Here is a 14658-nt window from a genome sequence, read left to right on the forward strand (position 1 = left end):
TTGGTGGGGGTGGTATTGAGCAGGATGGAGGCGGTGTCGCTGTTCCGGTTCGCCAAAGCTAAGTCTGGTTTGTTGTCACCGTTGAAGTCGCGGATGCTGACGGAGATGGGGTTACTGCCAGTAGTGAAGTCAACTTTGGTGGCGAAGGTGGGGGTGGTGGCGTTGGTGGGGGTGGTGTTGAGCAGGATGGAGGCGGTGTTGCTGATGTAGTTCGCCGTTGCTAAGTCTGGTTTCCCGTCACCGTTGATGTCGCCGATGCTGACGGATAAGGGGAGATTGCCAACAGCGAAGTCAAATTTAGGGGCGAGGCCTAGTACGCCGCTGTAGGTTTTGAGGGTGTTGAGGCTAAATGGTATTGCGGTTTCTATGGCGCCTATTTGCACTTCTAATTCCCAGTCTCCACCTAATTCGCTGCTACCAGTGGGGTTTGCGGAGGCGGCAATGTCTGCACCTGTGATTTCACTCAGTCGTTTGAGGAAGTTTTTGCCAGTTTCATCAGCGCCTATTTCACACCCATATAATAGGATGTCGGCGTTTTGGGTGAGGGATTTTCCCCACTGTTGGAGTTGGGTAGTGAATTTTTCTAAGTTACTATTGTTGATGGTTTCTGTGCTCAGATTGACGCTGCCGGGGCTGCCGTGGGAAAGTATGTGTAATGCTTCAATATCTTTTTGATTGGCTAAGGCGTTAGTAATTTGGGTGATGCCACTAACTTTGTCATCTAAAATAATAATTTCAGCGCGATCGGTGCTTTGAATTAGGTCTTGATAATCTTGTACTGAGGGGTCTACGAAAATTATTTGGTTTTTCATGCTAGGCGATCGATGATTTTTTTCTGAGCATAATTTATCATACTCATATGGAGTTTTCAACCATAATAGAGAAAGTTTTTATGTCTTCATATTTTATGAGGCTGCATAGAATCTGAGCCTCCCTAACCAATAAGGGTAGGGCTGTTTCATTGTTTTGTAGGGCAATCCCCCTGTGGTTGCCCAATTCCTCTGAGGAGAGGGCGGGCACGGCACCTCCCATACAGATAGATATGCATGAAGGATTTAGGATTACTATATGAATAACAAAACAATTTTGAATACACCACACGAACACGAGATTTTTGGCGATCGCGATTTGCCATCTTGGTTAACCGAACAACGAATCAGCCTTGCTTGCACTACTTATCAAACCAGCAGGTTGATGTTAATCGGTGCTGTACCAGAAACCAACAGAATCTCGGCTTTTTGGCGAATATTCGATCGCGCAATGGGACTTTTCTGCACACCGGAACGTCTCTACCTTAGCTCAAAATATCAACTCTGGCAATTAGACAATGTGCTGGCTGCGGGTGGACAACATCAAGGTTACGATAAACTCTATATACCAAGAATTTCCCACACTACAGGAGATATCGACATTCACGATATCGCTGTGGATAAGAATAATCAAATTCTGTTTATTAGCACGTTGTTTAATTGTATTGCAACTTTGAGCGATCGGCACAGTTGCAAACCTCTCTGGAAACCGCCGTTTATCTCACAATACATCAATGAAGACCGCTGTCATCTCAACGGTTTGGCGATGGTGGATGGGGAGGCGAAATATGTTACGGCGTCGAGTCAGTCGGATGTGGTGGATGGCTGGCGCGATCGCCGAAAAAATGGCGGTATAGTTATTGATGTGGCATCTAATGATATCATCGTCACGGGATTGTCGATGCCGCACTCACCTCGCTGGTATCGAGATAAGTTGTGGTTGCTGAATTCGGGGAGAGGGGAATTTGGTTGTGTGGATTTAGATACAGGGAAATTTCAGGCGATCGCGTTTTGTCCGGGATATGTCCGAGGGCTGGCTTTTTGGCAGAATTGGGCGATTGTTGGATTGTCGAAACCGAGGGGTGGTGACAATACTTTTAGCGGTTTAGAGTTGGATGAGTTGTTGGTAGCTAAAGATGCTGAGGCTCGGTGTGGTATGATGGTGATTGATTTGACTACTGGTGCGATCGTTCATTGGTTGCGGTTTGAAGGAATTGTCACAGAATTGTATGATGTGCAGGTGATTTCGGGAGTGCAAAAGCCGATGGCTTTGGGTTTTCAAACGGAAGAAATTGCTCAGTTAATTACTTTGGAACTTTAACCGCTGATGTCGGCGTATGATGGACGCATGGGTTGCTAGAAACCGGGTTTTTGCGAGAATACTTCGCTACTGTCGGTAAAAATCGTAAAAACCCGGTTTCTTGGATTGCGTGTGAGGGTTCAGAAACCGGGTTTTTGCGAGAATACTTCGTTACTGTCGGTAAAAATCGTAAAAACCCGGTTTCTAGGATTGTGCGGGAGGGCCAGAAATGTTAAGATAGAGTTTGTTTTGTAACCTCTACATAAATATGTTCTAAGCGCACCGGATAGCGAGCTATTGAATCAATAGAAATTCCATCAAAACGCAAAATAATATCCTTTAATTCCAAACGTTCCGGCAGCCAAAAAGCCAAATCGCTACCGTAGCGGCGGGGAATAAAACTGTATTCTGCTGCGCGGGCGATGACTTCAGCTTCTGCGTCGGTTTTAACCACAATAATTTCCTGAGCCGGAATTAGTTTTTGCAACTCCTCCAAACTGCCCTCAGCCACAATACTACCATTCTTTAAAATCCCAATTCTCTGACACAAACGCTCAGCCTCATCCAACAAATGAGTTGTTAGCAAAATTGTAATTCCTTCCGATTGCAAGCGCTGAATTAACTCCCAAATTTCATAACGAGCCTCAATATCTAAACCAGTTGTCGGTTCATCTAAAATTACTAATTTAGGCTGGTGAACCAAAGCCACCGCAATATTCAAACGGCGCTGCATTCCTCCGCTCAAAGTTTCCACCGGACTTTGAGCTCTATCTATCAAATTTACTGCTTTTAAGCATTGTTCTACTTGATAGCGGCGCTGTTGGCGCTCTAAACCATAAATTTGAGCAAAAAAATTGAGGTTTTCTGCACAGCTAAGGCTTTTGTAAAGCAAATTTTCTTGAGGCGCTACACCGATTAACAGTTTAGTAGATTCCGAAACAGGTTCGCCATTGATGAAAACCTTACCGCTGTCAGCATTTAGCAAATTGCATAAAATATTGATAGTTGTAGTTTTGCCCGCCCCATTTGGCCCCAGCAAACCGTAAATTTCGCCAGCTTGAATGTGCAGTGTTAAATCGTTAAGCACTGAACGTTCGCCGTAAGCCTTATTTAGCTTTTCTATTTGCAGCACTGCTTAAAATCTCCTAGTTTTTTCTCTAAATTATCTTTGAATTCCCTGATTTATTTAAAGTCTTCTTTCTACTCTTAACATCCGCCGATATGACAGCCATCCGCCTGCGATCATCGAAATAGCAAATATGAATAAAAACCAGAAGTGCGATTCAATATCCGCAAAATCTTTGCCGTTAGCCCACACGCCTATCAGCGCTTCGTTCATATGATAAATCGGATTGTACTGGGCGAGATCCAGCAGGGTTTTGGGGAACAGCGCAGTTGGCAAAAATGCACCTCCTAAAATCAACAAAGGAACGCCGAAAGCGGCTACTAGCGAGTTGACATCTTCCGTGCGCCTCGCAAACTGCGTCCCCAGAATAAAGCCAACTCCTACGTAGGATACAATGCTGAGTAGAATAATCGCGCATCCTAACAGAATAGATCCTTGAAATTGTGCTCCCAAACACGCTGCGATCGCGTATACTAAAATTACCTGACCGATGCCGATCGCGCTGTGAGCTAAAAAAATTCCTAAAAAGTAGGAAGTCCCACTCAGGGGGGAAACAAATAAGCGCTTGAGAGTATGCTGTTCTCGCTCTGAGACTACCGTGGCTACACTGCCGCCGAGACAGCTAAAAAATAAAGCGGCTCCTACTAAACTTGCAGGTGCAGCACTTTCAAAGGCTTTGGCTGTGGTGAGATTGGCGCGTTCTTTTAAAATTAAACCATTGATTAGCAAGATAGAAATTGGAAAAATACTCCACAAGACTAAGCTGCGCCGCCGCCTTCCCAATTCAATTAAAATTCGCTGCGCTACTGCGAGGGTTTCATACCAGTATTTCATAGGGATTGTGTTAGCATTGTAAGAATTGGAAATTGACATCAAGTCCGAAAAGAATCAACACAATCAAATTGGTTCGTAGTGAGGACTTTAGTCCGCATCAATCCGAGGACTCGCATTCCGAACGATCAAATTGGTTCGTAGTGAGGACTTTAGTCCGCATCAATCCGAGGACTCGCATTCCGAACGATCAAATTGGTTCGTAGTGAGGACTTTAGTCCGCATCAATCCGAGGACTCGCATTCCGAACGATCAAACCTTCTTGATGGCATTGAATTTACCGGAAATTATATGATTATTGATAATAACGCCACGGCATATTATACCATAGAAATACTAAGAATGTTAAATTTCAATAAAAAACCCGCCCGCGCGGGTTTTGTGATTTGACCAGACTAGGTTTTAAATTTTCGGTGTCTATCGCTACACTCATTTAATACTAAAGTTCGTACCTCTGTAACATCCTTGAAAAGAAGTTAAACTTGTACGGTTTGTCTGTTCGAGTTTAGTCACGAGGGAGGGAGTATTACTTTCAGGATTTGTACCCCACTTGTAAATAAAGTCGCCGATATAGTTTCCGGTTGCTTCGTAGCTGTGCACTTGTATCGGAATTCCCGAAACTCCTGAAACTGTTTGGTTGTTGTATCCGTTAACAATGATTTTCTCGATAACTGCTCCGGGTTCTACAGTCACGTTCCAGTTGACTGGTTCGTAGGCCGAAAGTGCAAGTATTATTGGCTTGTTGCGGCGTTCTACTTTAACTTGGATAGCACTTTTCGACAAATTTGCCTTCCCGTGTTCGGCATTAGCTTCGTAAACACCAATCAAATGAAGTTCTTTATCTCCGGTTGACGAACCAACATAGGCTGAAAAATCGTCGGAACCGCCAATCCCGCAGTTGGCGGCCGAACTAATGGGGGAAGTAAAAGTTGTTTTTTCGGCGAGTTTCTGCTGCACCGTCGGGACTACCCACCAACCGGTTCCAACTCCTAAAGCACCTATTAAAGCAGCGGCAATTCCGAAAGGAATGACGTTTGTGAGGTGGCGAAAGGCGGTTGTTGCAGTTACTTGGGCTCGGGTTTGCTGCCAAGTTTCAGCAGTTTTTCCGGCATTGCCGCCATCTAGACAAGCTAACAAAGCTAAACTTTCCGGCTGTTCGAGCAGACTTTGAACTGCTTTCCCTTCTCCAACGTAGAGATTTCGAGTTTCGGTGTCTAACAGCAGCCAGTAGCGATCGCCCTCGCCGAAGTTGTACTCTTGCAGGGCAGGCTGAACCAAATCGTGCTGCAAAAATACCAGCCAAGCCATGTTATTGCCAGTTCCGACTATTTTGCCGTCGCTGAAAATAAGTTGGTCGATGTCGGGTTCCCACCGCCAAGCTACCCAGCGACTGTTTCCTCGATAGCCGAGGGATTTTTCCAGTTGCGGATGAGCGGTTATTTCTAAGCGTTGAACTAAGTTTGACACAGTTGGTATCCTCAACTACGCGCGATCGAAGCTATCCCAAAGGGTAGGGAATCGCCACTTCCAGTCTCAGCTTAACTTATCCGGCGATCGTCCTTCAAAAACTACCCGTGCCGTTGCCCGTGGTACTGTTGGGAGACGCATTGTTGCTGGGATTGGTATTCGGCGAAGTTCCCGGATTGAAATTATTTTGCTGATTGGTATTCGGCGAAGTTCCCGGATTGGGATTGTTGTTGGGATTAGTATTCGGCGAAGTTCCCGGATTGAGATTATTCTGCTGATTAGTATTCGGCGAAGTTCCCGGATTGAGATTATTCTGCTGATTAGTATTCGGCGAAGTTCCCGGATTGGCGTTGTTGTTGGGATTAGTATTCGGTGCAGTTCCCGGATTTGCGGGATTTGCGGGATTTGCGGGATTTGCGGTACCAGCAGGAGTAGTTATCGGGGCGCCGGCAGCATCTCTGGTGACGCTATTGGGGTTGCGGGGGGCTGCTGGATTAGCTGCGTTGGGGTTATTTCCAGGAGCATTGGCTGGGTTGCCGGCTGCGGGAGCCGTTGTTTGGGGAGCAGCGTTGGTACCGCACAAGCTGACTAAATCAAAAGTTGTACCGCTTGGGGTTTCGATGAAGCAAACCGGCACATCTACTCGCGGGTTTGAAGCCCTGGGAAACTGGCCTGTTCCGGGCATGGGACGACTAAAGGCAGCTTGTGCCATCAGTGGAGTCAAGGCAGCCGATAGAGCGGCTGCGAGGCGCAATAATCTCATCAGCACTTCCTCAAATGTTATATTTATATGCTCCACTATGGCTGATAAACTGCCAAGTGTCCTCATTCTGAAAGCCGATCTTTTTTACCAGAAAGAATTGGTTGAAAGCCGGCCTGCCTTCGAGGGAGACATTAAAATCAGAGTATTCATTACTCCAATACTCAGACTTCTCGGTAGAGGTAGCTCTCCAACTGTCAACTGTCAACTGCCAACTGTCAATTGTCAACTGTTGACAAATCCTCCTACAGAGCGGCCACTGCCTGCAACATCTCGCGCACGCAGAAAGTACACTTAGAAAAAGCTGAGAGCGCGACAGTCGAATCTTCTGACAAAATCATTTGACTCCGGTACCCGTCGTCTGAGGGTTCTCGAAATACATGAAGCTGGCGTTCGTTGATATCTAGCACCCAAAAATCGTCAATCTGCGATGCAGCATAGATATCTCCTTGAGTCTCGCAGTCATTTTGAAGCGTACCATCGGCTATTTCGATCAGCAGATATATTTCCGAGGCGATGGGATGGCGGTCAGTATAGCGCAGGGCGTCTGGCATCACAACTGCGATCGACGGTTTTGCTTGGGCATCGCCTAGCTGAATTGGTAGCTCCACCCGGACTAAAACCTCATCTCCTAACAGCTTTTCCAGCAACTCCTGAATAAGTACAATCGCTGTAGCATAATCGGTTCCCTGTATTTTCATTTTTTTGACAATCAGTCCTGCAACTAATTTTACTTCTTGTGAGTTTAATATTTTAGTCGATCGTACCTAATAATCTTCCACGTATATCAAAAAAGCAGATAGCGGGGTAAAATTGGGAGAGTGGGAGAATGTAAAGAGCGGGAGAGGGCTAAAATCTTCATTATTTATTCTTTTTTTGTCAACTGTCAACTATCAACTGTCAACTCTTCCTTCATTTAGTACCTAATTCGCGGGTCAATGTAAGCATTTAAAATATCAATTACAATACTAGCAATTACTACAATTCCCGCAAAAAACACCACAATACCTTGAACAGTTGGATAATCTCGCAAGCTAATCGCTTCATAAAGACGATTTGCCAGCCCCGGCCAAGAAAAAGTAACCTCAGTTAAAATAGCACCACCCAACAGTGCAGCAAAAGTCAGTCCCAAGACAGTAATTACCGGAATCAGCGCATTTTTGAGAGCGTGAGCCCATAAAATCTGCAATTCAGGAATTCCGCGAGCTCTAGCTGCTTCAACATAATCTGCTTGCAAAGTTTGCTTCAGATTCACCCTCACAATTCGCTCAAAAATGCCACTCAAAAGAATGCCCAGCGTCAAACTCGGGAGTGCCAAATAATGCAAACTTGTGAAAAACTGACCGGGGTTAGCGCTCAAGAGACTGTCTATAGTGTACAGTCCCGTGTAGCCTTGGGGGGCTGGAAATGTCACCGGAAAGCGAGTTCCCAAGGGAAACCAGCCCAACTGTACGGCAAAAATCAACTGCAAAACCATGCCAGCCCAAAAAGCCGGCAGTGAGTAAGTAATAATCCCAAACAAACGGCCTGCTGCATCAAAAATAGTGTTGGGGCGGGATGCCGCTAGGGAACCGATACTGATGCCGACAATTAAAGCTATGGCCATGCTACAAACTGCTAATTCGACTGTCGCGGGGAAATAGTCTCCGATAATTTGCCAGACGGTTTGTCCGCGAGTGGTGATGGATGTTCCCAAGTCGAAGCCCAGCAAGTCTTTCATGTATTTTAGATATTGCTGCCACAGGGGTGCGTCGAGGCCGAGTTGGGTTCGCATTGCTGCTTTGGCGGCGGCGGGAGCTCGCGAGCCGAGAATGGCATCTATGGGATCGCCCGGAGTGGCCCGGAGTAACAAAAAGACTGCTGTGGTGATTGTCCACAACATTAGGGGTGCGAGCAGCAAGCGGACAAAAATATAAGATTGCAGGGCTTTTGAACGAGACATAGGAATTGGGAATTGGGAATTGGGATTTGGGAATTGGGAATTGGGAATTGGGAATTGGGAAAAAGTCGATCGACTTTTTGCCAATTCCAGATTTTCCGATTGCGAGCATCTCAATTGTGCTTTTATATTATTGCTGTCCCCGCTCACGTATTGTATAAGAGAGCAGGGACGATCGCACTCAAACAAAAAAGGCTTTTTACGAAAATGAGATGCTTCCTGCCTATTCGCCCAGTAGCGATTCAAATGCAGCTTGCAAAGACTTGATATCGCCTACTCTGGCTACTAACAAGTTTTCGCTGCCGGCATCCTGCAATCTATTCTTCCAATACTGGATGCTATCCGAGTTGTTCATCCAGAAACTAATCACGGTATTTACAACTCGATCGACATCCCAGCCGCGATAGGGAGAAATTATCTCTACCGATGCTACAAAAGAATCGAGAGTACACTTTCGGTTTCCCAAGTATTCTACACCTGACGGCTGCTGTTGTTGCAGTAATTCCTGCTGCTGGTTAAAAAACGTTAAAGTTGGAGATACGCCCAGGATTTCAAATGTATAGCTCATGTTATCCTCCCGAAGTATTATTTTGCTCAAAGGTCGTAGGTTCAACAGTTGACAGTTGACAGTTGACAGTTGACAGTTAAGAGTTTGATAGCGGCCCCTACCCTTAAGTCCGAGTAGGGGAGCAATCAACAGTCCGATCTTAATTTCTCCCGGGCAGGCGGGCTTTCAACTAATTGTTTCTGGTAAATGGAAAAATCTCAAATCGAGTGACGTTGCTGCCCTCGATGCACCACAATATCGTTTAATTACCATGCTGGCGTGCGATCGCGATTTTGCCCGCTTATTCTATCAATAGCAAATTTTTTAACAGTCTGGTGTCAAATAACTTACATTTTTGACATACCCCAGCTTTTGAAAATTCTAATCTAATTTGTATTAATCAGCGGTAAGGCAGGCAACCTGCACCCGGAGAAAGCGATCCGATTTTAGATTAAAGATTTTATAATTGGGAATGACTGATGAATTAAGGAGTTGTATGCTTTTTTGACCTGGTGTGAGTTTTGGGACGGGAGTCATCGATCGCGATCGCCAGATTCAGGAAAGTAGTGGCACGATTAATATTACAATTTTTTACAGTAGTGCTGGAAACCTCAGCCAAGTTTTGACCTGGCCGCTACCCCAATTCACGGCATTGCTGTGGGATTTTGTAACTTATAATATCTAGGGCATCTTGGAAACGACAAACGATACGCAAACCTCGTAGGTGTCAAAATAATATTGATGTTATTGAAAACTCTGAGCAGTCGTCTGATGAAAAGCTCGCCCAAGATGTCACTAAGCCTCGTCTTGTTGATGCCGTTGGTAGTGCAAATCTCCGTAGCAGTCGGCGTCACTGGATGGCTGTCGTTTCGTAACGGCCAGAAAGCCGTCAATGACCTTGCTACCAGGTTGAGCTTGGAAGTCGCAGCGAGGACTAAAGAAAATTTCCGCAGTTTTGGAGAGGTGTCTCACCTGTTCCTGCAAATGAATAATGCTGCGATCGCCTCTGGAAACCTAGACCCTGATGACTTCCCCAACTTAGAGCGCTTTTTTTGGAACCAGACCAAGCTGAGCGATCGCACTACAACCATCTACTACGGCGACGAACAGGGCAAATTCCTCTTGCTCAAACGCGAAGCAGATGAATTAGTATACATCAGAGACGAATCAACTGCTCCCAACCGCCAAATTTATCGCCTCGACAGCAAAGGAAACCGCACTGAGCTAATCAAAACCGCCCCCTACGACCCCCGTACTAGACCGTGGTACCAAACTGCCAAACAGGCAGAAAAAGCCACCTGGTCTCCGATCTACGTCTTCACGGCCTCGCCAGTTCTCGGCATTACGCCGGTGATGCCTATTTACAATGAAACAGGAAAACTGCGGGGGGTATTGGCAATTGACCTGACTCTTTCTCAAATCAGCGATTTTCTCAAAAGTATCAAAATTAGCCCGTCAGGAGAAGTTTTTGCGATCGAACGCAGCGGGGAAATAGTCGCCAGTTCCACAGATGAATTGCCGTTTATCACTGACAACAAAGGACAAAAACGGCTGTTGGCAACACAGAGCAAAAATTTGCTAATTCGATCGGCTTCCACATACTTGCAAACACGATTTGGCAGTTTTGAAGAAATTGACAGCCAAGGACAGTTTAGCTTCGATATAAAAGGCAAACGTCAATTCATTACGGTCGCTCCCCTGCGAGACGGCCGCGGTCTCGATTGGCTGATTGTCGTAGCAATCCCGGAAGCAGACTTTATGGAGCAAATTAACGCCAACACTCGCACAACTATTTTATTGTGCTTTTTTGCCTTCATACTGGCGATCGTCCTGGGACTTTTCACATCTCGCTGGGTTGTCACACCAATTACCCGATTGCTGGAAGCCTCCAAAGCTTTAACAAAAATGTCCGAAGCTGCCGACTTCACCTCTGCCGAATTAGACGGCGAAGTCGAAGTCAAAGGCGTCAATGAACTCGGCGTCTTAGCTCAGTCTTTCAACCAGATGGCCAGACAATTGCGATCGTCTTTTGTAGCCCTAGAACGAACCAACTCCAGTTTAGAACAGCGAGTAGCAGAGCGGACTGCCGAACTCGAAGCCACTGAAGCAGAATTGCGGGCTTTGTTTGCAGCCATGAACGAATTAATTGTAGTTGTGGATGCCACCGGCCGCTATTTGAAAATCGCGCCCACAAATATGTCGGTGCTCTACAAACCAGCAGCAGAATTAGTTGGTAAAACTATCGGAGAGCTTTTTCCGCAAGCTACAGCAGACAATTTTCTCAACCACATTCGAGCAGCTTTAGATAGTCAGCAAACAGTTAGCATCGAGTACGATTTAACCATTAACGACCGCGAAATTTGTTTTGCAGCCAGCATTTCGCCGCTTTCAGAAGAATCCGTAATTTGGGTGGCTCGCGATATTACCGAACAGAAGCGAGCCGAATCAGTGCGGCGGATGAGGCAAAAACAATTGCTCAAACAAAATACGATTTTGCTAGAATTGGCAAGAAATAAAGCGCTATATAGAGGCGATTTGCAAGTAGCTTTGAGAGAAATCACCGAAGCGGCGGCTCATACCCTAGATGCAGAAGCAGCCGGAGCGTGGTTGTACGACGAAAGTCGATCTAAATTGCAATGTCTCGACCAATTTCACCGCAGCAACGGCGAGCATTCCCAAGGTGCCGAACTCGCAGCACCAGACTATCCAGCTTATTTTAAAGCTTTGGAAGAAGACCGGACGATCGCAGCCGACGACGCTCTCTCAGATATCAGAACCAGAGAATTTGTGGCATCTTACTTTGCACAAAACGGCACCACATCAACCTTAGATGCGCCAGTGCGACTGGGAGGCCAAACAGTCGGAGTCATCTGTATCGAACAGGTGGGAATTGCTCGCCACTGGACAGTAGAAGAACAAAATTTTGCTGCTTCCCTCGCAGATTTGGTATCATTGGCGATCGAAGCCAGCGATCGCGATCGGACACAAAACGCCCTGCGTCAAGCAGAACAAAAATACCGCAGCATCTTTGAAAACGCAGTCGAAGGCATTTTTCAAACCACCCCCGAAGGTCGCTTCTTGAGCGTAAATCCATCCTTAGCCCGCATCTACGGCTACGCCACTCCCGAAGAATTGACATCAAATCTCACCAACATCAGACAGCAAACTTACGTCAATCCTCAACAACGCGAGAAGTTTATGCGAGTGATGAAAGAATCTGGACAAATTTCGGGGTTTGAGTCAGAAGTTTACCGCGTTGACGGCAGCATAATTTGGATTTCCGAAAGCGCCCGTGCAGTGTGCGACACGCGCGGTGAGGTAATCTACTATGAAGGTAGTGTCGAGGATATTAGCGATCGTAAAGTCTTTGAATCCGCCTTGCAACTCGCCCTAGAAGCAGCCGAAGCAGCCTCCACCGCAAAAAGCGCATTTTTAGCAAACATGAGCCACGAACTGCGGACACCCCTCAATGCCATCATCGGCTACAGCGAAATGCTCCAAGAAGAAACCGAAGAATCCGGCTACAATGAGCTCACCCCAGACTTAGACAAAATCCGCACATCCGGCCGACACTTGCTATCGCTAATAAACGACATTCTCGACATTTCTAAAATCGAAGCCGGTCGCATGGATCTCTACTTAGAAACCTTCGACATCGCCACCTTAATTGAAGAAGTCGCCGACACCGCCGCGCCACTAATTGAGAAAAATCATAACACTTTAAACTTACAGCAAATAGGCAATATCGGCACTATGCACGGTGACATTACCAAACTGAGGCAGATTTTATTAAATTTGCTGAGCAATGCCGCCAAATTCACTCACAATGGTACAATTACCCTCAGCGCCAGCCGAGAACAAATCGCAGGCTACAGCAGCGAAGCGACACCAGAAAACAGTTTGGAACCTGCGGTAAATTCTCCATCCTCAAATCCCAGTAAAGAATTTTTAGTAGTTAATTGTACAGATACAGGAATTGGCATGAATCCAGACGAATTGCAGCACATTTTCCAACCCTTTATCCAAGCAGACGCTTCTACCACTCGCAAATACGGCGGCACTGGTTTGGGACTAGCAATCAGCCAGCGTTTTTGCCTCATGATGGGTGGCAATATTTCCGTAAAAAGTCAAGTCGGTGTTGGTTCTACCTTTACCATCCGCTTACCTGTTAATACTTAAATTGGGAATTGGGAATTGGGAATTGGGAATTGGGAATTGGGAATTGGGAATTGGGAATTGGGAATTGGGAATTGGGAATTGGGAATTGGGAATTGGGAATCACCCTAGTGTCATTGCGAACGAAGTGAAGCAATCGCAGGGACGCTAGCAATTGCGACACCAACGCGAACAATGACAAATAATACAAAAAAGCAGCAGTAAAATAATAGACCTCTTGCAAAAAAGATATATGTTATAATCAGAGGTCTTGAATTAAACTCCCCTAATTGTGGAACAGGCCCGACAGCCTGTTATTCACAGGCTTTTTGGGAGATGCTTAATCAACTCTCAGCAAAACTTTTCATTATATCAGAAAAATATTTTGCAAGAGGTCTAATACCAAAAATGGGTAGTAACCCGGATTTGGTATTACCCATTTCCAGTGCATCAATGCCCTATGCCCCATGCCCCATGCCCCATAACCAATTACCTTTGAATGCTTCTCGGATCGAGAGCATCCCGCAATCCATCCCCCAATAAATTGAACGCCAAAACAGTCAAAATAATCAGCGTCGCCGGAGGCCAAACCAACCAGGGCTGCAACACTAAAATTGAAGCATTCGTAGACAAAGATAGCAAATTTCCCCACGAAGGATCGGGCTGTTGAATTCCCAAACCAATCAAACTCAAAACCGACTCCGCCACAATAAAACCCGGAACCGACAAAGTAGCAGAAATAATTACATAAGTTGCAGTTTGTGGCAACACGTGGCGGACAATAATATAAATTGGGTTGGCACCCATAGCCCGCGCCGCTTGCACAAATTCTAGCTGTTTAATTGACAGTACCTGACCGCGAATTACCCGCGCCAAACTCGCCCAACTGATAAATGAAGTAATCAGCACAATCAATATAAATCGCTGAGCGCTTGTCAATCCGGGGGGAAGGACTGCTGCTAGAGCTACTAATAAATAAAGACCGGGAATCGTCATCAATACTTCGGCAAAGCGCATTAAAATACTGTCAATCCAACTGCCAAAATAACCAGATATTCCTCCGATTAACAATCCTAAAGGAAAGGAAATTGCTATGCCAACCAAACCAATACTGAGGCTAATGCGGCTGCCCTGTACTAAGCGACTGAATTGATCGCGAGCTTGTTCATCAGTTCCTAAAAGGTTAATTTTACCTTCTCCTGTAGTGCCAAACAGGTGGATATCCAAAGGTAAAATTCCTAAAAACTTATAGGGAGAACCTTTGACAAACAAACCGACAGCAGAGGGTTTTTGCCAATCTACAATTACCTCGCGAGCGCCCGTATTCGCATCCACTGGCCCCTGAGCAGTCGGGTAAACGTGGGGGCCGATAAATCGCCCGTCTTTGGTGCTTAAATAAATCTGAGTTGGTGGCAGTAAGGAACCGTTTAATTGAGAGTCGTAGGGGTCGTAGGGAGCCACAAATTCGGCGAAAAGTGCGACTGTATAAAAAATTAACAGCACTACGGCTCCCAACCGAGCTAGAGGATTATTTTTAAGATTTTGCCACCATTTCATAAGTTTTAGGTTTGAGATTTTAAGTTGGTTCGTAGTAAGGACTTTAGTCCTCCCAGGTTCGTAGTAAGGACTTTAGTCCTCCCAGGTTCGTAGTAAGGACTTTAGTCCTTCCAGGTTCGTAGTAAGGACTTTAGTCCTTCCAGGTTCGTAGTAAGGACTTTAGTCCT

13 protein-coding genes are annotated in these 14658 nt (G+C 45.8%); 4 read left to right on the forward strand and 9 right to left on the reverse strand.

Annotation, left to right across the window (positions count from 1 at the left end; all coding sequences use genetic code 11):
• On the reverse strand, positions 1-812 hold an 812-nt coding region (locus QZ938_RS29645; protein WP_293365672.1), incomplete at its 3' end, for a DUF4347 domain-containing protein.
• A gap of 256 nt (positions 813-1068) precedes the next feature.
• On the opposite strand from QZ938_RS29645, the gene QZ938_RS29650 reads away from it, so the two are divergent.
• A complete protein-coding gene (locus QZ938_RS29650) occupies positions 1069-2130 on the forward strand; it encodes a TIGR03032 family protein (RefSeq protein WP_293355349.1) in 1062 nt (353 codons plus the stop codon).
• A 211-nt stretch (positions 2131-2341) separates the two neighbouring features.
• On the opposite strand, the gene QZ938_RS29655 is transcribed toward QZ938_RS29650, so the two are convergent.
• The 7 genes from QZ938_RS29655 to QZ938_RS29685 all read right to left on the reverse strand — a co-directional run bounded on the left by QZ938_RS29655 (position 2342) and on the right by QZ938_RS29685 (position 8800).
• The gene (locus QZ938_RS29655; protein ID WP_293156781.1) at positions 2342-3241 is read right to left on the reverse strand and encodes an ABC transporter ATP-binding protein; all 900 of its coding nucleotides are present in this window, start codon (positions 3239-3241) and stop codon (positions 2342-2344) included.
• A gap of 54 nt (positions 3242-3295) precedes the next feature.
• Entirely contained in the window at positions 3296-4069 is a 774-nt protein-coding gene (locus QZ938_RS29660; RefSeq protein WP_293156783.1) for an ABC transporter permease, read from the reverse strand.
• Between the two features lie 426 nt (positions 4070-4495).
• Positions 4496-5533, reverse strand: a complete 1038-nt coding sequence (locus QZ938_RS29665) for a hypothetical protein (protein ID WP_293355352.1) — start codon at positions 5531-5533, stop codon at positions 4496-4498.
• A 94-nt stretch (positions 5534-5627) separates the two neighbouring features.
• Positions 5628-6296 (reverse strand): hypothetical protein, encoded by a 669-nt coding sequence (locus QZ938_RS29670; RefSeq protein WP_293355355.1) that lies wholly within the window; start codon positions 6294-6296, stop codon positions 5628-5630.
• A gap of 242 nt (positions 6297-6538) precedes the next feature.
• A complete protein-coding gene (locus QZ938_RS29675; RefSeq protein ID WP_293355388.1) occupies positions 6539-7045 on the reverse strand; it encodes a Uma2 family endonuclease in 507 nt (168 codons plus the stop codon).
• A 164-nt stretch (positions 7046-7209) separates the two neighbouring features.
• Entirely contained in the window at positions 7210-8235 is a 1026-nt protein-coding gene (locus QZ938_RS29680) for an ABC transporter permease (RefSeq protein WP_293156789.1), read from the reverse strand.
• 220 nt (positions 8236-8455) lie between these two features.
• The gene (locus QZ938_RS29685) at positions 8456-8800 is read right to left on the reverse strand and encodes a hypothetical protein (protein WP_293355358.1); all 345 of its coding nucleotides are present in this window, start codon (positions 8798-8800) and stop codon (positions 8456-8458) included.
• Positions 8801-9293: 493 nt separating this feature from the next.
• Here QZ938_RS29685 and QZ938_RS29690 point away from each other — a divergent pair, with 493 nt between their 5' ends.
• The 3 genes from QZ938_RS29690 to QZ938_RS29700 all read left to right on the forward strand — a co-directional run bounded on the left by QZ938_RS29690 (position 9294) and on the right by QZ938_RS29700 (position 13106).
• On the forward strand, positions 9294-9464 hold the full coding sequence (locus QZ938_RS29690) for a hypothetical protein (protein WP_293355361.1): 171 nt from the start codon (positions 9294-9296) through the stop codon (positions 9462-9464).
• A gap of 86 nt (positions 9465-9550) precedes the next feature.
• A complete protein-coding gene (locus QZ938_RS29695; protein ID WP_293355364.1) occupies positions 9551-12958 on the forward strand; it encodes a PAS domain S-box protein in 3408 nt (1135 codons plus the stop codon).
• A gap of 1 nt (position 12959) precedes the next feature.
• Positions 12960-13106, forward strand: coding sequence for a hypothetical protein (locus QZ938_RS29700; RefSeq protein WP_293355367.1), 147 nt, complete (start codon positions 12960-12962; stop codon positions 13104-13106).
• A 317-nt stretch (positions 13107-13423) separates the two neighbouring features.
• On the opposite strand, the gene QZ938_RS29705 is transcribed toward QZ938_RS29700, so the two are convergent.
• Positions 13424-14491: an ABC transporter permease gene (locus QZ938_RS29705; protein WP_293156801.1), complete on the reverse strand. Its 1068-nt coding sequence runs from the start codon at positions 14489-14491 to the stop codon at positions 13424-13426.
• Between the last annotated feature and the right edge of the window lie 167 nt (positions 14492-14658).

The sequence above is a fragment of the Microcoleus sp. CAWBG27 genome (genome assembly GCF_020883145.1).
Lineage (GTDB): Bacteria > Cyanobacteriota > Cyanobacteriia > Cyanobacteriales > Microcoleaceae > Microcoleus.

Bases quoted from the DNA above. Each gene is read 5' to 3' on its own strand.
- QZ938_RS29650 (WP_293355349.1), top strand. From the start codon at position 1,069: ATGAATAACAAAACAATTTTGAATACACCACACGAACACGAGATTTTT.
- QZ938_RS29660 (WP_293156783.1), bottom strand. From the start codon at position 4,069: ATGAAATACTGGTATGAAACCCTCGCAGTAGCGCAGCGAATTTTAATT.
- QZ938_RS29670 (WP_293355355.1), bottom strand. From the start codon at position 6,296: ATGAGATTATTGCGCCTCGCAGCCGCTCTATCGGCTGCCTTGACTCCA.
- QZ938_RS29680 (WP_293156789.1), bottom strand. From the start codon at position 8,235: ATGTCTCGTTCAAAAGCCCTGCAATCTTATATTTTTGTCCGCTTGCTG.
- QZ938_RS29685 (WP_293355358.1), bottom strand. From the start codon at position 8,800: ATGAGCTATACATTTGAAATCCTGGGCGTATCTCCAACTTTAACGTTT.
- QZ938_RS29695 (WP_293355364.1), top strand. From the start codon at position 9,551: ATGAAAAGCTCGCCCAAGATGTCACTAAGCCTCGTCTTGTTGATGCCG.
- QZ938_RS29705 (WP_293156801.1), bottom strand. From the start codon at position 14,491: ATGAAATGGTGGCAAAATCTTAAAAATAATCCTCTAGCTCGGTTGGGA.